The organism is Streptomyces sp. NPDC020597 (assembly GCF_044335095.1).
Taxonomy (GTDB): Bacteria; Actinomycetota; Actinomycetes; order Streptomycetales; family Streptomycetaceae; genus Streptomyces.
Map to the genome: position 1 here is coordinate 1 of NZ_JBIRUL010000017.1, position 18,365 is coordinate 18,365.

The 18,365-nt window shown below is 73.4% G+C and carries 14 protein-coding genes; 4 read left to right on the forward strand and 10 right to left on the reverse strand.

The window, feature by feature from the left end:
* The 3 genes from ACH4ZA_RS26100 to ACH4ZA_RS26110 all read right to left on the reverse strand — a co-directional run.
* The coding region (locus ACH4ZA_RS26100; protein ID WP_398431889.1) for a phosphoketolase at positions 1 to 1,781 on the reverse strand (1,781 nt) is incomplete at its 3' end.
* Between the two features lie 89 nt (positions 1,782 to 1,870).
* On the reverse strand, positions 1,871 to 2,776 hold the full coding sequence (locus tag ACH4ZA_RS26105; protein WP_398431890.1) for a universal stress protein: 906 nt from the start codon (positions 2,774 to 2,776) through the stop codon (positions 1,871 to 1,873).
* A gap of 159 nt (positions 2,777 to 2,935) precedes the next feature.
* Positions 2,936 to 3,562 (reverse strand): hypothetical protein, encoded by a 627-nt coding sequence (locus ACH4ZA_RS26110; protein WP_398431891.1) that lies wholly within the window; start codon positions 3,560 to 3,562, stop codon positions 2,936 to 2,938.
* Between the two features lie 557 nt (positions 3,563 to 4,119).
* On the opposite strand from ACH4ZA_RS26110, the gene ACH4ZA_RS26115 reads away from it, so the two are divergent.
* Together ACH4ZA_RS26115 and ACH4ZA_RS26120 are read left to right on the forward strand one after the other, a co-directional pair.
* Complete coding sequence (locus ACH4ZA_RS26115; RefSeq protein ID WP_398431892.1) at positions 4,120 to 6,960, forward strand: BTAD domain-containing putative transcriptional regulator; 2,841 nt, start codon at positions 4,120 to 4,122, stop codon at positions 6,958 to 6,960.
* 155 nt (positions 6,961 to 7,115) lie between these two features.
* Positions 7,116 to 7,943: an IclR family transcriptional regulator gene (locus ACH4ZA_RS26120; RefSeq protein WP_398431893.1), complete on the forward strand. Its 828-nt coding sequence runs from the start codon at positions 7,116 to 7,118 to the stop codon at positions 7,941 to 7,943.
* Here the strand turns inward: ACH4ZA_RS26120 and ACH4ZA_RS26125 are convergent.
* The gene (locus tag ACH4ZA_RS26125) at positions 7,925 to 8,443 is read right to left on the reverse strand and encodes an RICIN domain-containing protein (protein ID WP_398431894.1); all 519 of its coding nucleotides are present in this window, start codon (positions 8,441 to 8,443) and stop codon (positions 7,925 to 7,927) included. The two genes, ACH4ZA_RS26120 and ACH4ZA_RS26125, sit on opposite strands and share 19 nt — an antisense overlap.
* Before the next feature lie 342 nt (positions 8,444 to 8,785).
* Here ACH4ZA_RS26125 and ACH4ZA_RS26130 point away from each other — a divergent pair, with 342 nt between their 5' ends.
* Positions 8,786 to 10,240: an MFS transporter gene (locus ACH4ZA_RS26130; RefSeq protein ID WP_398431895.1), complete on the forward strand. Its 1,455-nt coding sequence runs from the start codon at positions 8,786 to 8,788 to the stop codon at positions 10,238 to 10,240.
* A 165-nt stretch (positions 10,241 to 10,405) separates the two neighbouring features.
* Here the strand turns inward: ACH4ZA_RS26130 and ACH4ZA_RS26135 are convergent, their stop codons facing one another.
* The 4 genes from ACH4ZA_RS26135 to lnt all read right to left on the reverse strand — a co-directional run bounded on the left by ACH4ZA_RS26135 (position 10,406) and on the right by lnt (position 15,446).
* On the reverse strand, positions 10,406 to 12,349 hold the full coding sequence (locus ACH4ZA_RS26135) for a helix-turn-helix domain-containing protein (protein ID WP_398431896.1): 1,944 nt from the start codon (positions 12,347 to 12,349) through the stop codon (positions 10,406 to 10,408).
* A 119-nt stretch (positions 12,350 to 12,468) separates the two neighbouring features.
* Positions 12,469 to 13,272 (reverse strand): 3-hydroxybutyrate dehydrogenase, encoded by an 804-nt coding sequence (locus ACH4ZA_RS26140; RefSeq protein ID WP_398431897.1) that lies wholly within the window; start codon positions 13,270 to 13,272, stop codon positions 12,469 to 12,471.
* Between the two features lie 54 nt (positions 13,273 to 13,326).
* The gene (locus ACH4ZA_RS26145; protein ID WP_398431898.1) at positions 13,327 to 13,806 is read right to left on the reverse strand and encodes an NUDIX hydrolase; all 480 of its coding nucleotides are present in this window, start codon (positions 13,804 to 13,806) and stop codon (positions 13,327 to 13,329) included.
* A gap of 26 nt (positions 13,807 to 13,832) precedes the next feature.
* Complete coding sequence (gene lnt / locus ACH4ZA_RS26150; protein WP_398431899.1) at positions 13,833 to 15,446, reverse strand: apolipoprotein N-acyltransferase; 1,614 nt, start codon at positions 15,444 to 15,446, stop codon at positions 13,833 to 13,835.
* 299 nt (positions 15,447 to 15,745) lie between these two features.
* Here lnt and ACH4ZA_RS26155 point away from each other — a divergent pair, with 299 nt between their 5' ends.
* The gene (locus ACH4ZA_RS26155) at positions 15,746 to 16,765 is read left to right on the forward strand and encodes an O-antigen ligase family protein (RefSeq protein WP_398431900.1); all 1,020 of its coding nucleotides are present in this window, start codon (positions 15,746 to 15,748) and stop codon (positions 16,763 to 16,765) included.
* A 67-nt stretch (positions 16,766 to 16,832) separates the two neighbouring features.
* Here the strand turns inward: ACH4ZA_RS26155 and ACH4ZA_RS26160 are convergent, their stop codons facing one another.
* Positions 16,833 to 17,408 (reverse strand): hypothetical protein, encoded by a 576-nt coding sequence (locus tag ACH4ZA_RS26160; protein ID WP_398431901.1) that lies wholly within the window; start codon positions 17,406 to 17,408, stop codon positions 16,833 to 16,835.
* Between the two features lie 143 nt (positions 17,409 to 17,551).
* Positions 17,552 to 18,337 (reverse strand): glutamate racemase, encoded by a 786-nt coding sequence (locus tag ACH4ZA_RS26165; RefSeq protein ID WP_398431902.1) that lies wholly within the window; start codon positions 18,335 to 18,337, stop codon positions 17,552 to 17,554.
* Positions 18,338 to 18,365 lie beyond the last annotated feature (28 nt).

The following is an 18,365-nucleotide window of genomic DNA, read 5'->3' on the forward strand; positions in this document are numbered from 1 at the left end:
AAGCAGGGCTGCTTGCCGGCCACGATCACGTTGACGTGGTCGCGGCTGCGCAGGACGTGGTCGGCCACGGCCAGCAGGGTGTTGGCGTCCGGCGGGAGGTAGACCCGTACGACCTCGGGGCTCTTGTTGAGGACGTGGTCGACGAAGCCGGGGTCCTGGTGGGAGAAGCCGTTGTGGTCCTGACGCCAGACGTGCGACGTGAGCAGGTAGTTGAGGGAGGCGACGGGGGCACGCCACGGCAGTTCCCTCGATGTCTTCAGCCACTTGATGTGCTGGTTGACCATCGAGTCGACGATGTGGACGAACGCCTCGTAGCAGGAGAACAGTCCGTGCCGGCCGGTCAGCAGATAGCCCTCCAGCCAGCCCTGGCAAGTGTGTTCGGAGAGGATCTCCATGACCCGGCCGTGCCGGTCGAGGTGCTCGTCGACGGGAAGGTGCCCGGCCTGCCACGCCTTGCCGCTGACGTCGTAGACGGCCTGGAGCCGGTTGGAGGCGGTCTCGTCCGGGCCGACGAGCCGGAAGTCGCGTCGATCGCCGGTGTCCTTCATGACCCGCGCCAGGAGGTCTCCCAGAACGCGCGTCGGTTCGTGCAACGTGGTGCCCGGTTTGTCGACGGGGACGGCGAACTCGTCCAGCGGCGCGAGGGGCAGGTCGCGCACCAGCAGGCCGCCGTTGGCGTGCGGGGTGGCGCCGAGCCGCCGGGCCCCGTCGGGGACGCAGGCGAGGACGTCGGCGGTGGGCCGCCCGTCGGCGCCGAAGAGCTCCCGGGGCCGGTAGGAACGCAGCCATCCCTCCAGCTGACGGAGGTGCTCGGGGTTCTCCCGGACACCGGACAGCGGGACCTGGTGGGCGCGCCAGGTGCCCTCGACGGGTCGTCCGTCCACCTCGACCGGACCGGTCCAGCCCTTCGGGGTGCGCAGCACGATCATGGGCCAGTGGACGCGCTCGGCGACCCCGTCCTCGCGGGCGGTCCGCTGCATCACCGCGATGCGGTCCAGCGCGTCGTCCATCGCCGCCGCCATGGCCCGGTGCACCTCGAGCGGGTCGTCGCCGGTGACGTGGATCGGTTCGTGGCCGTAGCCGCGCAGGAGGGCGTCGAGCTCGGACTCGGGAAGACGGGCGAGCACCGTCGGGTTGGCGATCTTGTAGCCGTTGAGGTGCAGGATCGGCAGCACCGCCCCGTCGTGCACCGGGTCGAGGAACTTGTCGGAATGCCACGAGGCCGCCAGCGGCCCCGTCTCCGCCTCCCCGTCCCCGATCACACACGCCACCAGCAGATCGGGGTTGTCGAAGGCGGCGCCGTACGCGTGGGAGAGCGAGTAGCCGAGCTCACCGCCCTCGTGGATCGAGCCGGGCGTCTCCGGGGCCACATGGCTGGGCACCCCGCCCGGGAAGGAGAACTGTTTGAACAGCCGGGCCATGCCCTCACCGTCCCTCGGCACGTCCGGGTACGTCTCGCTGTAGCTGCCCTCCAGCCAGGCGTTCGCCAGGACGGACGGCCCTCCGTGCCCCGGTCCCCACACGCACAGGGCGTCGAGGCCCCGCGCCCTGATCACCCGGTTGAGGTGGGTGTACACGAGGTTGAGGCCGGGCGAGGTGCCCCAGTGGCCCAGCAGCCGCGGCTTGATGTGCTCCGCCGTCAGGGGCTCGGTGAGCAGCGGGTTGGACATCAGGTAGATCTGTCCGGCGGCCAGGTAGTTGGCGGCCCGCCAGTGTGCGTCCAGGGCGCGCAGCTCGTCGTCGGAAAGTACGGTGGCGTCCTGGTGGTCGACCTTGGACATGAGGGACTCCGGAAGTCATCGAGCGATGGAGGCGGCCTGGCCGGCAGGGAGCGCCGGCGGCACTGCCGCGAGAGTCGTGCGAGAAGGGGTCAGCCGTGGGGGATCACGGCGACGGGGGCTGCGCAGTGGTGCAGGACGGCGTGCGTGACATGGCCGATGTGGGCGCCGAACGGACTGCGGCGGATGCGCCGGCCCACGACGACGAGCGAGGCGTCGCGGGAGGCCTCCACGACGTGGACGGCCGCACTGCCGTAACGGGACACCTCGACGACCTCCACGTCCGGGTACTTCTGCCGCCAGGGCCGCAGCGCCTCCGCCAGGGCAGCCGCGTCGGCGAGTGCCAGCCCTTCGTGCAGGGCGGGGCTGACCGGTGTGCCGTACGCGTAGTACGGCGGCGGGTTCCAGCCGTGGACGACCCTCAGGGACGTCGCCCGGCGCCCGGCGGTGTCGAAGGCGAACTCGATCAGCGTCTCGTCGGGGTACTCGACGTCGAGTCCGAGGACCACGGGCAGGAAGGGCGTCGCCGCGGAGGGGATGCCGGCCGGGTCCGGCTCGTGCTCGTCAGCGGCCACTTCCAGCGCGCGGACCAGCACCACCGGGCGGTCCGCGTGGGCGACGGCCGACAGGCCCACGGAGCCGACCATGAATCCACCGATGCCGCTGAGGCCGCGCGAGCCCAGGACGAGCATGTCGGCGCTCTTCGCCGCGTCGGCGAGAACCTCACCAGGAGATCCGGACAGCTGCTCCCTGATCACCTCGACGCCCGGGTGGCGCAGGCCGATGCCCTCGGCGGCCTCCCGGGGGATGCGTTCGGTCCAGTGCTGCCTGGTCTCGACGCCGAGGAGCGGCGCCTGGGCCATGGGCTCCGGCACCGGCTCCCAGACGTGGACGATCTTCAGCGGCAGCCCGCGCAGCCCGGCTTCGCGGGCTGCCCATTCGGCGGCGGCCCGGCTCTCCCGCGAGCCGTCGAGACCTACGGTGATGGTGCGGAGCATGATCTCCACCTCCTGGGGGCAGGGGATCCGATTTCAGCGTCGTTTTCGGGAGGTTCGCCGTGAAGGGGCCGCTGGTCCCCGATGTGGGCCGGCCGGGCCGGCCGACCCGCGCGGCTCGGCGCGGTGGGCCGGGTGTCGGGCCCACCGCGGCAGCGGTGTTCAGCGCAGCCAGCCGTGGTCGCGGACGAACGGCAGCCTGGCCCAGGGACGGCCCGCGCCCAGGGTGTCGCCGGCGGCGGCGACGGCCGACACGACCAGGGCGACGGCGTAGACGAGGTGGTAGTCGACGAACGGGTTCGTCGACATGCTCGCCGAGCCGTCCGAGAGGTGCCTGGCGGGCGGCCACTCGGCGATCCACATCAGCGCCATCATCGCGGTGCCGGCGAAGGCGGCGATCCGCAGCGCGACCCCCGCGACCAGGGCGAGACCGATCCCGAGCAGGCCCAGCATGAACAGCCAGTTCGCCCACGGGTCGCCGGCCCAGGAGTGGAAGGCGGACTCCATCGGCCCGGCGGCGACGGAACCGAGGAACCCCTTCGTCGGCGACCCTCCATCGATCCAGCCCCTGCCGGACGGGGTGGCGTAGCCGAGGCCGAAGGTCTTGTCGAGGAAGGCCCACAGGAACACGAACCCGGTGAGCAGACGCAGAGACGCAAGGACGTAGGCCCGCGCGGAGTCCGTACCGGTTTCCGCCGACACGGACTCGGACGAGGATGCGGTCCGGTGCCCGCGGAACGAGGGCAGGTGGAAGCCGGGGCTCTGACGAGGGTGCTCGTGCACGGCCATGGTCGAGGTTCCCTTCGAGGGGGTCGGGTCGTTGCCTGACGTCACTCACTCTGGCCGCGCCCGCCGGGCGGCGCCGGATGCCGAAGGTCCACGGCCACTGGGCCGAACGGCCCTGCCTTCAGGTGCCGTTGGACTCGGCGCGCACACCGGACACACCCCGTTCAGTAGGCCGCCGGGCCACGTTCGCGGAACTGCTCCACCACCCGCTCGACCGAATCCCGCGCCGGGCTCGGGGTGTCGCGCACCGGGAAGGGGATGCCCGAGGCCTCGTACTTCGGGGATCCGAGCTTGTGGAAGGGCAGCAGTGGACGGGTCGCCGTGCGGCGTGCCGTGGTCCTCGTACACGCACGGGACGTCGGTGAGGCTCAGCGGGAGGTCGGCCTCGACGTCCTCGGCGAGCAGGGCGGCCGTATCGAGCGGTACGCGGTCCCGCGGCAGGTTGTCCCGGGTCGTCGCCCCGGGGACGATGAGCCCGGGAACTCGCGTCCCGGCAGACGGTGTTCGCCCCGCCGAGGTGTACGGCGCCTGCATGGACGCCGGAGGCGACGGAGGGCGATGTGGTGCAGTTGCGGCTGCTCGGACCGGTGGAACTCGTGGTGCGGGGAAACCTGGTGGAACTGGGACCGCCGCAGCGCCGTACCGTGCTGGCGGCACTGGCGGTCGACGCCGGCAGGCCGGTCCAGGTCGACGTGCTGGCGGAGCGGGTCTGGGGAGCGGACCGGCCGGACGGCGCGCGACACGCGCTGTACGCCCACGTCGCCCGGATCCGGCGCACGTGCGAGACGACCGGTGACAGCGCGGGCGAGGCGTTACGGGTCGTGCGGCGCTCCGGCGGCTACCAGCTGGAAGCCGGCCCCGACCAGGTGGACCTGCACCGGTTCCGGCGGCTGACGGAACTCGCCCGGCAACGCGGGCAGGACCTCGCCGTACGGGCGTCCCTTCTGACCGACGCGCTGGCGCTGTGGCGCGGTGAACCGCTCGCCGGACTGGAAGGGCAGTGGATCGCACGGGTACGGGAGACCTGGCGGCGGGAGCGGGTGGACGCCGCCGTCAGATGGGCGCAGGCCGAGTTGCGCGGCGGTGATCCGGACGCGGTCGTCGCGCCGCTCACCGAACTGCTCGAGGAACACCCTCTGGCGGAACCGCTGGCCGAGGCGCTGATGCGGGCCCTGCACGCCACGGGGGACAGCGCCGGAGCCCTGAACTGCTTCGCCGCGATCGGGCAGCGGCTGGCCGAGGAACTCGGCACGGACCCCGGACAGCGCCTGAGGGAGGTCCACCAGGCCGTTCTGCGGGGGCTGCCGGCCGATACGCCCGCCTCGGCGAACCCCGTCGCGGGGCCGGTCCGGATGCGTTCGGCCGTCGGCGTGACCCCCGCCCAACTGCCCATGGGCGTTGGCCGATTCACCGGCCGGAGGGAGGAACTCGCCCGGCTGCGGGACATCCTCGCCGCGGCCGGGCAGCAGCCCACGGCCGTCGTGATCTCGGCCGTGTCGGGCACCGCGGGGGTGGGCAAGACCGCGCTGGCCGTGCACTGGGCCCGCCGGATGAGCCACGCCTTTCCCGACGGGCAGCTCTATGTGAACCTGCGGGGATTCGACGACGGCGGGACGGTGACCCCGGCGCAGGCCGTCAGGGGCTTCCTCGACGCCCTCGGGGTGCCTCCGCAGAACATCCCGCGCGACGTGGACGCACAGGCGGCGCTGTACCGCAGCCTGCTGGCCGGCCGCCGGGTCCTCATCCTGCTGGACAACGCCCGCGACGCCGGACAGGTACGCCCGCTGCTGCCCGGAGCGCCCGGCTGCCTGGCGCTGGTCACCAGCCGCAACCGGCTGACCGGGCTGGCGGTGGCCGAGGGAGCCCACCTGCTGCCCCTCGACCTGCTCGGCCCGGCAGAGGCGCGGGAACTGCTCACGGTCCGGCTCGGCTCCGTGCGGGTCGCCGCCGAACCCGCGGCGGTCGACGAGATCGTCGTCCAGTGCGCGGGGCTTCCGCTCGCGCTCGCCGTGGTGGCCGCCCGCGCCGCGACCGAGCCGCGTCGGCCGCTCGCGGAACTCGCCGAAGAACTGCGCATGGCCGACAGCCGCCTGGACCCACTGGACGGTGACGACCCGTCCGGCGGAGTGCGGGCCGTGTTCTCCTGGTCCTACCGGATGCTGAGCCCGGACGCCGCGCGGCTCTTCAGGATGCTGAGCCTTCACCCGGGGCCCGACGCCGCCCCGCCGGCCGTCGCGGCGCTGGCCGGTGTCACCGAGGACCGCGCCCGAGCCCTGCTGGCCGAGCTCACCGACGCGCACCTGCTCACCGAGCACCGGCCGGGCCGCCACACCTTCCACGACCTGCTGCGGGCGTACGCAGCCGAGTGCACCGCGACCGAGGACGACGACGCCACCCGGCACACGGCGACCCTGCGGATGCTGGACCACTACCTGCACACCGCCTGGGCGGCGGACGCCCTGCTGACCCTGCGCCGTGACCCCCTGACCCTGGCACCGCCTCTGCCGGGCGCCCAGCCCGGCCGGCCGGCCGACCACCGGGCGGCTCTGGCGTGGTTCACCGCTGAGCAAACCGTCCTGCTGTCCGCGGTCGAGCGGACGCCGACCGGCTTCGACACCCACACCTGGCAACTCGCCGCGACGCTCACCACCTTCCTCGAACGGCGCGGCGCCTGGCAGGAGCTGGCGTCCGCCCACACCACCGCCCTGAGGGCGGCCCGCCTCGCGGACGACACGGCGGGCCGGGCGAACGCCCACCGCGGCCTCGGACTCGCCTGGGCCAGACTGGAGCGCACCGACCGGGCCGAGCACCACTACCGGCTCGCGCTCGGCCTCTTCGCCGAACTGGGCAACGAGGCGGGACAGGCCCGCATGCACCAGAACCTTGCGGCCGTCGCCTCGGCCGACGGCCGCTACCCGGAAGCGCTCGACCACGCGCACCACACGCTCGAGCACTACCGTTGCGCGCACGACCGGGGCGGTCAGGCCATCGCGCTGAACCACATCGGCTGGTACCACACCAAGCTCGGAGACCACCGGCGGGCGCTCGCGTACTGCGAGCAGGCACTCGGTCTCGTCCAGGAGATCGGAGACCTCAGCGGCCAGGCCCACACCCTGGACAGCCTCGGTTACATCCACCGGCACCTGGGGCGCCACGCGCGATCCGTGGCGTGTTACGGACAGGCCCTCGAGCTGTTCCGCAAGACGGAGGACCGGCGCAGCGAGGCCATCGGTCACGCATACCTGGGCGACACCCACGAGGACGCCGGTGACCTCGCGGCTGCGCGTCAGGCTTGGATGCGTGCGGTGGAGATCTTCGACGACCTGGGCCTGCCCGACGCCGAGCCCCTGCGCGCCAGGCTGGCCCGCGGTCAGGACGGGTCGAAGCCCGGCTCGTCGTGAGGTCACGGACCGGGCTTCGCACCGTGGCCGGTCGGCGGACGAGCCAGACCCGGGAGGGCGACAACCTATCGACAAGCTCTCGGCCCACACTCCGGCCGCAGGCTGTGGGCCGGGGGCCGACCGGAGTCCCCGGTACCACGAGGAGGGGGACACGAGTGGACGCGAGAGAGCTGTGCGGGCCGTCCGTGGCGGATGCCGGCGGGCGGAGCGTGCTGGAAGGCGCCTTCGCACTGCTGGAGGTGGTGGAGCGCGCCGGGGAGGCCGGACTGACCAGGCTGGCCTCGGAGAGCGGGATTCCCAAGACGACCGCGTACCGGTTGCTGGAGCAGCTGGTCGGCCTGGGCGCCGTGGAGCGGCGCGGCACGTGTTACCGGATGGGATCGCGGATCTTCCGGCTGGGACGGCAGTGGCAACCGCATCCCCGGCTCCGGTCAGCGGCGGCCGAGCCGGTACGCCGACTGGTGCGGGCCACCGGTGCGACCGCCGGGATCGCCGTGCTGCGCCGCGGTCACACCCTCGTTGTGGACTGCACACCGGCCGAGCACGGGGACGCCTGGGCACCGCCGCTCGGCAGCGCGACCTGGCCCTGGCACACGGCGGCCGGGAAGGTGCTGGCGGCCCGGACGCCGTCGGCGATCCCGCAGGACTCCCTCCCGGCCGCCTGGCCGCGGCAGGCGGCGGTGATCCGGGACCGCGGCGTGGCGTTCGACCGCGAGGAACTGGTGGACGGGGTGTGCTGCGCCGCGGTCCCCCTGTACGACCGGAGCCAGGTCCCGGTGGCTGCCCTGTTCGTCGTGACCGACCCCGCACACAGCCTCGAACGGCTCGCCGAGACCGCCCGGGACATCGGCAGCGCCATCAGCACGGCCCTGCGCGGCCCCCGACCGGCCGGGCACGCCGACCCCGTCGCGCGGCACCGGTGGCACCGCGCGACGGGGTCGGACGAGAGCGTGGCGCAGCCGGTTCAGAAGAACCAGCGCTGAGCGATGTTTCCGTTGCACGACCAGACCATCACGGCCGCGCCCTTCTGGTCGTGCGCCGTGTCGAGACAGAGGCCGGAGTAGATGTTGACGATCTCACCGGTGGAGCGAAGCTCCCAGCTCTGCGCCTGGTTGTACGCGTAGCAGCCCACCTGGGTCACCCGCGTCCCGGCGCCGCCACCGGCGAACAGGCACTTGCCCGCGCTCTTCGACCGGATCGTCCACTGGCCCGGGACCGGGCCCTGGCCCCGGTCGGCGGCCACGAGGATGAACTTCTGCTCCGAGACGCCCGTGCAGTTCCACAGTTGCGCGCGGGCGCCCTCGGCGGGGTCCTCCGACTTGATGTCCAGACAGTACCGATGGGTCTCCGCGTTCTGCAGCTGCTCGTAGGTTCGGGTGTTCAGGGCGGACGCCGATGTAGCGGTGGCCCAGAGCACGGCCAGCGCCGTGCAGACGACCACGAAGAGAGCGCGCGGGCCCGTGCTCCAGCGGGAGTTCTTCATCGCTGATTCCTTGCGGTGTGAGGGATGCCGACAGGCCGATGGTGGTCCCGGGTGAGCCCGGTGTCGCGTTCCGGTCCGGTCAGCGAACCGGACCTGCCCGACTCCGCCGAAGCGTTGCGTCCGTCCCAGCCGGGCTCGGCCCGGCCAAATACCCGGCACCGGCACCGGCCCATGGACGGGCCAGGCAGCGGCGAAGGCCACCGCCCTTCTGAGTCGGCATGGCGGACGCACGCATACCCAGTCCCCGAACTGTGTTGCCCCACCATATGTGTCCCTGACCTGCGCGTTCCTACGGTGTGCGGACACCCTCCCGTTCCCACCGCACACGAGGAAGTGGCGCACATGGCCTCCGCAACCACCGCTCCCCCATCACCCCCCGCCAGCCTCAAGCGCATCGTCGCCGCATCCCTCATCGGCACCACCATCGAGTGGTACGACTTCTTCCTCTACGGTTCCGCCGCCGCCCTCGTCTTCAACAGGTTGTTCTTCCCGGACTCCGATCCGCTCGTCGGCACGCTCCTGTCGTTCCTCACCTACGCCGTCGGCTTCGCCGCCCGCCCGCTCGGGGCACTGGTCTTCGGCCACTACGGAGACCGGCTCGGGCGCAAGAAGCTCCTGGTCCTGAGCCTGTTGCTGATGGGCGGGGCGACCTTCGCGATCGGGCTGCTCCCCACGCACGCCACGGTGGGCACCGCCGCGCCCGTCCTGCTGACGGTGCTGCGACTGGTCCAGGGCTTCGCGCTCGGGGGTGAGTGGGGCGGCGCCGTGCTGTTGGTGTCCGAGCACGGGGACGCGCGGCGCCGCGGGTTCTGGGCGTCGTGGCCGCAGACCGGCGCGCCCGCCGGGCAGTTGCTCGCGACCGGCGTGCTGTCCCTGCTCACCGCGGTGCTCTCGGACGACGCCTTCGCGTCCTGGGGCTGGCGGATCCCGTTCCTGCTCTCGGGCGTGCTGGTGCTCGTCGGGCTGTGGATCCGGCTGTCCGTCGACGAATCCCCCGTCTTCCGGCAGGCGTTGGCGCGGGCCGAGGCACGAAAGGCGGCGCGCACGGCGGACGCCGAGCCGCTGCCGCTGGTGTCGGTGCTGCGGCACCACTGGCGTGACGTGCTGTTCGCGATGGGCGCGCGCATGGCGGAGAACATCTCCTACTACGTCATCACCGCCTTCATCCTGGTCTACGCGACCACCTCGGCCGGCGTCTCCAAGCAGACCGCGCTCAACGCCGTCCTCGTCGCGTCCGCCGTGCACTTCGCGGTGATCCCCGCATGGGGCGCGCTGTCCGACCGGGTCGGGCGGCGTCCCGTGTACCTGCTGGGCGCGGTCGGCGTCGGCCTGTGGATGTTCCCGTTCTTCGCCCTCGTCGACACCGGCGACTTCGGCGGCCTCCTGCTCGCGGTGACCGTCGGCCTGGTGCTGCACGGAGCGATGTACGCGCCGCAGGCCGCCTTCTTCTCCGAGATGTTCGCGACCCGGATGCGCTACTCGGGGGCCTCGATCGGCGCACAGTTCGCCTCGGTCGCCGCGGGCGCCCCCGCTCCGCTCATCGCCACGGCGCTGCTGGCCGACTACGACAGCTCCACCCCGATCGCCCTGTACGTGATCGCCGCCGCCCTGCTGACGGTCCTGGCCGTGGGCGTCGCCAAGGAGACCCGCCACCGCGACCTGGCCGACGTCGAGACCGGCGCTGACCGCGAGCCCGCCGGGGACTTCGAACCCGCGAGCGAGACGGAGGGCGGCTGCGCCGGGAAGACCTCCACGACGACGGCGGCGGACACGCAGGCCCTGCGAGCCGATCGCTGAAGCCACCGATCGCCGCTGACGGCGCCCACCCTGCTGACCGCCGTGTGCCGTTCGCGCACACGGCGGTCAGCGGCATACGGAGGGCCTGCGCCGCAGCGGCGGTCGGCAGAGTACGCGGCGCACGGCGGGTACGCGGCGCGCTGCGCGGTCGGCTGCGCACGGCTGTCAGCTGCGCACGCCGCCAGGGGCTGGGACCGCCAACCGGTGCAGGCGCAGGGCCAGTTGGATCTCCAGGGCGCGTGCGGGACTCTGCCAGTCGTCTCCCAGGAGGCGGCCCACGCGTTCCAGGCGCTGGGCCACCGTGTTGACGTGCACGTGGAGTTCGTCCTTCGTGCGGGCCGGACTCATGCCCGCGGCGAAGTACGCGTCGAGGGTGCGCAGCAGGTCCGTCCCGCGCCGTTCGTCGTAGGCGACGACCCGGCCGATGGTCCGGTCCACGAACCCCGCGACGTCCCGGTCGCCGGCGAGGAGCAGGCCGAGGAAGCCGAAGTCCTCGGCGGCCGCTCCGTCGCCGGAGCGGCCGAGCAGTACGAGGGCGTCGAGACAGCGCCGGCCTTCCTCGTAGGCGGCGACCACCGCGTGCGGTCCGTCGGCGAGGTCGCGCACCGGGGCGGACGCGCCGACGGTGACCGCTTCGTGGACGGCGGCGCCGAGATGCTGCGCGGTACGGCGGGCCAGCTCCGTGGCGGTGTCGCCGGGCTCCAGTGGCAGCAGCAGCACGGTCCCGCCGTCGCGGGCGCAGGCCAGGCCCTGCCGCGTCGCGGCGAGGTGGAAGGCCGCGGCCCACAGTCGGCGACGGGCGGCCGCGTCCTGGCCGGGGTCGGCGGCGGGGGCTGCCGCGTCGACCCGGGCCGCGAGGACGACCTGGGTGGCGTCGAGGTCGGCGTGCAGGCGGGCGGCCCGCTCGCGCAGCAGACGCGGATCGCGGTCGCGGGCCTCGAGCAGGTCGTCGAGGAGTTCACCCCGCACGCGCTGTTCGGCCTCGGCGGCCGAGCGTCTGGCCAGCAGCAGCAGGGACGTCACCATGGCGGCCCGCTCCAGCGTGCGCTGGTCGACCGGGTCGAGGCCGGGGTGGCCGCGCAGCACGAGCGCTCCGAACAGCTCCTCGCCGGCGGCCACCGCCGCGATCCAGTCGTCCCGGTGCCGTACGGCGTGGCCTTCGGCGCGGGACGCCTCCAGCGCGTCGGCCGCCGCCGTCTCCGTGAACTCCACGGTCTTGTCGAGGACATGGGACACCGCGGCGGCCACGTCGTGGACTCCGCCGCCGCGCAACACCAGCTCGGCCAGCCGGTCGTGGACGTCGGAGGCGCGTTCGATGACGGCGCTGCGGTCGCGGATGATCTCGTTGGCGTGTTCCAGGCCTGCCAGCGCGGAGCGGGTCTCGGTGAGCAGGTTGGCGGTGTCGATGGCGGCCGCGGCGAGCGCGGCGAAGGAGCCGAGCAGTGCGATCTGCCCCCGTTCGAAGACACGGGCGCGTCGGTCGGCGGCGAACAGGACGCCGATGACGTTCGGTCCCAGCGCCAGCGGGACCCCGAGGATCGCCACCAGCCCCTCGTCGCGCACGCCGGAGTCGATGGCGGCGGTGTGCCGGAAGCGCTCGTCCTGGAAGTAGTCGTCGGTCACGTACGGTCGGGCCGTCTGGGCGACCAGGCCGCCGAGCCCCTCCCCCATGCCGAGGCGCAGCTGCTGGAAGCGGGCCGCCACGGAGCCCTCGGTGACCCGCATGTAGGTGTCGCCCCTGGCCGGGTCGTTCAGGCTGAGGTAGGCGACGTCGGTGCCGAGCAGCGAGCGGGCCCGTTGCACGATCGCGCGCAGGACGGCGTCGAGGTCCCGCAGGCCCGCGAGGTCGTGGGCGGTCTCGAAGAGGGCCGACAGCTCGGCCTCCCTGCGTCGCCGGCCCTCCAGTTCCGCGCGCACACGCAGCGCGACCCGCTTGGCGTGTTCGAGCGCCGCGATCCGCTCGCCGGAACCTCCTTCGGCGCGCGCCAGCAGCACGGGCCGGTCGTACGCCTCGGCCGCCGCACCCCGGGCGAGCAGCTCGAGGAACGGCGCGTCGGCGTCGTGGGCGGTGGTGAGGGACGAGGCGCCCTCCAGGTGGTCGCGGGACATGCTCACAGGATTCCTCATCGTCGGGCCGCCCCGTCAGCCCTGTGGAAAACTCCGCCGGGGCCGCCCGCCGGGGTCCTGCCCAGGGTGTCCCCCCACGCCCTTCCGGGCTCTCGGCGAGTTCAGTGCGCGGTCCAGCCCCCGTCGAGGACCAGCGACGTGCCCGTCACGAAAGAGGCCTGCGGGCTGCAGAGATAGGCGACCGCTTCGGCGACCTCGGCCGGCTCGATGAGCCGCTTCACGGCGCTGTCGCGCAGCAGAACCTCGGCCAGCACCCGCTCCTCGGGGACGCCGTGCGTACGGGCCTGGTCGGCGAGCTGCCGTTCGACGAGCGGTGTGCGCACGTAGGCGGGGTTGACGCAGTTGGAGGTCACACCGTGGGGGGCGCCTTCGAGGGCGGCGGTCTTGGAGAGGCCTTCGAGTCCGTGCTTGGCGGCCACGTAGGCCGCCTTGTAGGCGGATGCGCGCAGCCCGTGGACCGAGGACACGTTGACGATGCGGCCCCAGCCCTGCCCGTACATGTGGGGCAGCGCGCCGCGGACGAGGCGGAAGGGCGCCTCGAGCATCACGGTGAGCACGGTGCGGAAGACGTCCGGAGGGAACTCGTGGAGGGGGGCCACCCGTTGCAGTCCCGCGTTGTTGACGAGGACGTCGGTTCCGGCGGCGGCGAGTTCGGCGGCGTCCAGATCGGTGAGGTCCAGTACGCGGGGTTCGAGCGAGCCGGGCAGACCGGCCGCGCTCTCTGCGAGCCTCTCCAACCCGCTCGCGTCGCGGTCGACGGCACGGACCTTGGCCCCGGCGGCCGCGAGCCGCAGCGCGCAGGCCCGTCCGATGCCGCCGGCGGCGCCGGTGACGAGGGCGGTGCGGCCGCCGAGGTCGAGCGAGGGCGCGGCGGGGCCGGCAGGGACGGCCCGGGGGGAAGTCATGCCTCGACCCTAGGCAGAGCCCCACCCCGGACCCATGTGGTCAGCGCCCACACTTCACTGCGAGGTCGTGGTCTCGAACCATGTGGGTTCGTCGGCGAGTGCCTGCTTGATGCGGAACAGCTGGCGTTCGCTCAACGGCGGCAGGGCGTCCACCGTGAACCAGCCGACGTCGACGGACTCGTCGTCGTTGACCCGTGCGGTCCCGCCCACGGCCCGGCAGCGGAAGGTGACGTCCATGAACTGGCACGCGTCGCCGTTCGGGTACGCCACCTGCTCGCCGGCCCGCACCAGGACGACGCGCTCGGCGACGCAGTGCACCCCGGCCTCCTCGTAGACCTCGCGCACGGCGCAGTCCGCGGGCTGCTCGCCGGGGTCCGGGATGCCGCTGATCACGGTCCACCGCCGGTTGTCCGCCCGCTGGCCCAGCAGCACCCGCCCCTCGTCGTCGAAGACGACGGCGCTGACGCCGGGGAGCCAGAGAAGCTGGTGGCCGGCGACGGCCCGGATCTCGGTGATGAACTCTGGAGTCGGCATGGTGCGACCCTATCCGGGCGTCCCGGTCAGCCCGCCGCGCTCCGTCGGGTCCGCACCGCGGCGCCGATCGCCCATCCCAGACCGCCCGCCGCGACGAGCAGCAGAGCCATCTCGGGGAGGATGCCGAGCCTGGTCGCCGGGGTCTGCGAGGAGCGCAGGGGCACCTTCTGCACCAGGGAGTCCGCCACGAACATGCCGGTCTTCTGGGTGATCTTCCCGTCCGGCATGATGATGGCGCTGACGCCGCTGGTCACCGGCACCGTGACGGTCCTGCTGTGCTCCACCGCGCGCACCCGGGACATGGCGAGCTGCTGGTAGGTCATCTCGCTGCGGTCGAAGGTGGCGTTGTTGCTGGGCACGGAGATCAGCTGGGCGCCGTCGGTGACCTCGGAGCGCACGGCCCAGTCGAACGCGGCCTCGTAGCACGTGACCAGCCCGACCTTGGCGTCGTCCATGTCGAACACGCCCGGCTTCGTGCCCCGGCTGAAGTCCTTGCGCACCATCGACGTCCAGTCGCTGTTGATCGCCCCGATGAGCGAGCGCAGCGGAAGGTACTCGCCGAACGGCTGGACCTGTCGCTTGTCGTACGTCTGGGTGGGGCCCTTCACCGGGTCCCAGAGGATCTGCTCGTTGTAGAGCCTGCCGTCCCGCTCGACGACGCCGCCGACCGAGACGGGCGCGCCGATGGCCTTGGCGGCCCGGTCGATGACGGCGGCGGCGTCGGCGTTGGCGAAGGGGTCGACGTCGGAGGAGTTCTCGGGCCACAGCACGAAGTCGGGCCGGGCGACCTTGCCCGCCTTGACCTCGGCGGCCAGCCGCTCCGTCTCACGCGCGTGGTAGTCGAGCACGGCCCGGCGCTGGGAATTGAAGTCCAGGCCGAGGCGCGGCACGTTGCCCTGGATGACGGCGACGGTCGCGGTGCCGTCCTGCGCCTTGTCGCTGACCAGCGTGCGGGCGGCCAGCGCGCCGACGACCGGGACGGCCACGCTGAGCAGGGCCACCGCGGCGGCCGACCGCCGCACGTCGCCCGAGTTCCGCCGTTCGAGCACCAGGCGCACGATCTCGTACAGGCCGAAGCCGCACAGGACGACGCCGAAACCGAGCACGGGGGTGCCGCCGACCGCGGCGAGGGGCAGGAAGACACCGTCCGCCTGCCCGAATGCGATCTTGCCCCACGGGAAGCCGCGGAAGGGGACACGCGCGCGTGCCGCCTCCCCGGCGATCCACAGCGCAGCCGCCCACAGCGGCCAGGCCGGCAGTTTGGCCACCGTCGCGACGCCCACGCCGACCAGCGCGACGAAGATCGCCTCGATGGCCACCAGGGCGAGCCAGGGGCCGGGTCCCACCTCGACGCCGGTCCACACCAGGAGCGGCAGCAGGAAGCCCAGCCCGAAGAGGTAACCGAGACCGAAGGCGGCCTTGCGGCTGCGCCCCCGCAGCACCCAGCCGAAGACGGCGAAGGCCGGCAGCGCCAGCCACCACACGGTGCGCGGCGGGAAGCTGAGGTAGAGCAGGACTCCGGAGAGCGCCGCGGCGGCGCCCGGGAACAGGCGGCGCAGGAGCCGCGCGCCGCGCGAAGCGGGCGCGGCCGAGGGCTCCAGCCGGTCCGGCCGGCCTACGGAAGTTGCGGTGACGGTCACTCCGGGAGTGTACGGCGAGTCACCATTGTGCTGACAGCTCGGTCCGTGGAGCCCGCGACCTGGTCGGCCGGGGCCCCGCGCCCGGCGCACAACCCGGCGCAACTCATCCACAAACGGCCCATCAGCGGTTACGGTGTGGCTGAGCTTCGGTCGTGTGCGGCCGGAGTCCGTCACGGTTCAGGTCCGTCACGGTCGGGGGGCGACCGGGTTCGGGGGGCGGGGTGGGTTCCACCGGGATGTCGGTCCGCGAGGCCGCGGACGGGGACGGGGACGGCCGAAACGTTTCGGACGCGCTCGGCGTGACCGTGCTCGGGGCCTGCGCCGTCTGGTCGCTGGTCACCGCCGCGGTGCACGGCGGACGCCCCGAGGGCGTCCTGCTGTCCGTGCTGGCGCTGGCCGCCGGCTACGCGGCGGGCCGGATCACCGGCGTGCTGCTGCCGGTCGCCGCTCCCTGCGCCGGCGCACTGGCCGGGCTCGCGTCGACCGTGACCGTGCCGCGGCTGGGCCCGGGGCCGGAGATCGCCGCGCCCCTGGGACAGGCTGGCGCCACCGCCGCGATGCTGACCCTCTCGGCCGGCGCCGCGTGCTGCGCCGCCTGGACGAGCCGGGTACCCGCACAGCGGCTCGCGCTGTGGCTGCTCGCCGTGGGCGTGACGGCCGCCGCGGCCTTCCTGGACTCGACGACGGGCTTGGTGACCTGCTGCGCCGTGCTGGTGTGCTCGCTGGCCGCCGGACGGATGCGTCACCGAGGTCCGGCGCTCGCCGCGTCCGCCGTGGCGGCCGCCCTGGTGACCGGCCTGACCTGGGCCGTCGCCGGGAACGCGGTGCCTTCCGGTCTCGCCGGCCCGCTCACGGACCGGTTGACGCCGCACCGCGTGGACCTGTGGCGCGACGCCCTCGGCATGGTCCGGCGCCAGAGCGTCCTGGGCGTGGGCCCGGGACGCTTCGGCGAGCTGAGCACGACGGCGGCGCAGTCGACACTGTCCGACGGCAAGCCGCACTCCGCGCCGCTGCAGACCGCGGCGGAGCAGGGCGTCGTCGGACTGCTGCTGCTTTCGGCGGCTTTCTGCTGGGTGCTGTTCGCGCTGTGGCGGTCGCAGCGTCCGACACCGGTCGTCCTCACCGCGGGGGCCACGCTGACGGCGCTCGCCGCGGTGGCCGCGATCGGCAACGCGCTGAGTTTCACCACCGTGTCGGTGGGCGCGGGGCTGCTGGCCGGCCTGGCGACGGCCCGGCCCCTCGCCGCGGAACCCGCGGCGTACGGCGCCCCGTCGGCGTTCGGGCGGGACCTGCGGCGCGGCGACCGCCCGACGGTCTGACGCCGGGAGAGGGCGGACGCCAGGAGAGCGCGGACGCCGAGAGAGGGCGGACGCGGGGGAGGGACGCTCAGCGCGCGGGGCCGGGGGCTCCGGTGCGCAGCCGCTCCTGGATGACGCGGACCGCGGACTCGGCGTCGTCCACGGTGATCGTGAACGTGTGGCCGTCCCACAGGCGCAGCACCACGCCCTCGCCCTTGCGCACGACGACCGCCGTGCCCTTCTCCGGCCGCCAGCGATAGCCCCAGCCACCCCAGTGACGTGGCGTGACGTGCGGTTCGAAGTCGGCGCCGGCGACATGCGCCAGCGGGATGCGCCGGCGTGGCAGCCCGATGTGGCCGCAGCGCACTTCGAGGGACTCCTCGTCGAGCTTCAGGTCGACGTGGACGAAGGCGAGGGTGCCGAAGAGCACCAGCAGCCCGGCGGCGATGCAGCCGACCACGGACATCACGAGCGGGGCGACGCCGGACGTCCAGGCGGACTCGACGGCGAGTTCGACGCCGAGCGCCAGGCAGGCGACCCCGACCAGGGCGAGCAGCCACTGGAAGCGGTTGGTGGCGCGCCCCGTCCAGACGTCGGGGTGCGGGGCATCGCGATGCGGGACGTCGGGAAGCGGGATGCTCTCGTCGTGGGGGTGGTCCCTCATATTCATGAGATTACTCAGGTTTCGCTGCGCCGGTAGTCCGTAGCGCAGGGTGACTGCTCCGCCCGGGGCCCCGCCAGGGCCGTCCGTGCCGGGCAGGTCACGGGCCGCGGTACGTGACGGTCAGGTCGCAGGGTGCGCGACGTTCACGGGGCGGGACTGACGGCTTGGAGCAGGCGGCCTTCCGCGTAGGCCAGCGCCGGCGCCGGCAGAGCTCCGGGGCGACCGCTGAGCAGAACCGTCACTGCACCGAGCGCCGCAGCCTCCGGCTCGGGGCGGGCGCCGATCCTGCGCAGGGCCTGCGCGACCACCGCCCCGGCCGATCCGTGCAGGGCCAGCGGCGGACGGCCGGGACGCTGCACGGCGGCGCGGATACGGTCGGCGACGAGCTCGTAGTGGGTGCAGCCGAGGACGACGGTCGTGACGTCCTCGGGGGTGAGAGCCGCCGCCGCGGCCACCGCCGCGTCGATCGCGGCCTGGTCGGCGTGCTCCACTGCCTCGGCCAGCCCCCAGCACGGGACCTCGGCGACCGTGACGCCGCCGGCGAAGTCCTCGATGAGACCGCGCTGGTAGGGGCTCCCGGTGGTGGCGGGCGTGGCCCAGATGGCGACGGGTCCGCCGCCTGCCGCGGCCGGCTTGATCGCCGGAACGGTGCCGATCACCGGGATGCCGGGCTCGAGGGCGTCCCGCAGCGTGGGCAGGGCGTGCACGGTGGCGGTGTTGCATCCCACGATGAGGGCCTCGGGCCGGTGCGCGGCGGCGGCCTCGGCGACGGCCAGCGCACGCGCGGTGAGGTCCTGCGGGGTGCGCGGTCCCCAGGGCATGCCGTCGGGGTCGAGGGAGAGCACGAGATCGGCGTCCGGTCGCAGGCGCCGTACCGCGGCGGTGGCCGCCAGCAGGCCGATTCCGGAGTCCATGAGCGCGATCTTCACCCGGCCACCATAGACGATGTGCGCCTGT

Bases quoted from the DNA above. Each gene is read 5' to 3' on its own strand.
- ACH4ZA_RS26105 (WP_398431890.1), bottom strand. From the start codon at position 2,776: ATGCTCCGCACCATCACCGTAGGTCTCGACGGCTCGCGGGAGAGCCGG.
- ACH4ZA_RS26110 (WP_398431891.1), bottom strand. From the start codon at position 3,562: ATGGCCGTGCACGAGCACCCTCGTCAGAGCCCCGGCTTCCACCTGCCC.
- ACH4ZA_RS26125 (WP_398431894.1), bottom strand. From the start codon at position 8,443: ATGAAGAACTCCCGCTGGAGCACGGGCCCGCGCGCTCTCTTCGTGGTC.
- ACH4ZA_RS26130 (WP_398431895.1), top strand. From the start codon at position 8,786: ATGGCCTCCGCAACCACCGCTCCCCCATCACCCCCCGCCAGCCTCAAG.
- ACH4ZA_RS26135 (WP_398431896.1), bottom strand. From the start codon at position 12,349: ATGTCCCGCGACCACCTGGAGGGCGCCTCGTCCCTCACCACCGCCCAC.
- ACH4ZA_RS26140 (WP_398431897.1), bottom strand. From the start codon at position 13,272: ATGACTTCCCCCCGGGCCGTCCCTGCCGGCCCCGCCGCGCCCTCGCTC.
- ACH4ZA_RS26145 (WP_398431898.1), bottom strand. From the start codon at position 13,806: ATGCCGACTCCAGAGTTCATCACCGAGATCCGGGCCGTCGCCGGCCAC.
- ACH4ZA_RS26160 (WP_398431901.1), bottom strand. From the start codon at position 17,408: ATGAGGGACCACCCCCACGACGAGAGCATCCCGCTTCCCGACGTCCCG.